This is a genomic window from Psychrobacter sp. 16-MNA-CIBAN-0192 (genome assembly GCF_040309565.1).
Taxonomy (GTDB): Bacteria; Pseudomonadota; Gammaproteobacteria; order Pseudomonadales; family Moraxellaceae; genus Psychrobacter.
Genome location: NZ_JBEOOX010000707.1, coordinates 1 through 237 on the forward strand (window position 1 = coordinate 1; position 237 = coordinate 237).

1 pseudogene is annotated in these 237 nt (G+C 47.3%); it reads left to right on the forward strand.

The features are described 5' to 3' along the window. Positions 1-237, forward strand: a pseudogene (locus tag AAEY78_RS14925) (DNA helicase); the annotation flags it as partial.

A 237-nucleotide genomic window follows, 5' to 3' on the forward strand; every position in this document is an offset into this window, starting at 1 on the left:
GGCATGTACCACGTGATATTACCGCTAAACTATCATTACCTCGGTTTTCACCCAAACGTTTAGGGGATGATCTAGGCTTACAGCCCGTGCAAGTACGTCGGCAGATAGAAGGCTCAAATAAATATATCACTCTGACCCCAGCGCGGCTATCAAGGTTTGTCAGCGATGCCGTCAGTAATTTTTGTAGCACTCATGCCAGCTATCCTGCACCTAGGCATCTTGAATTCCCTAAATGGC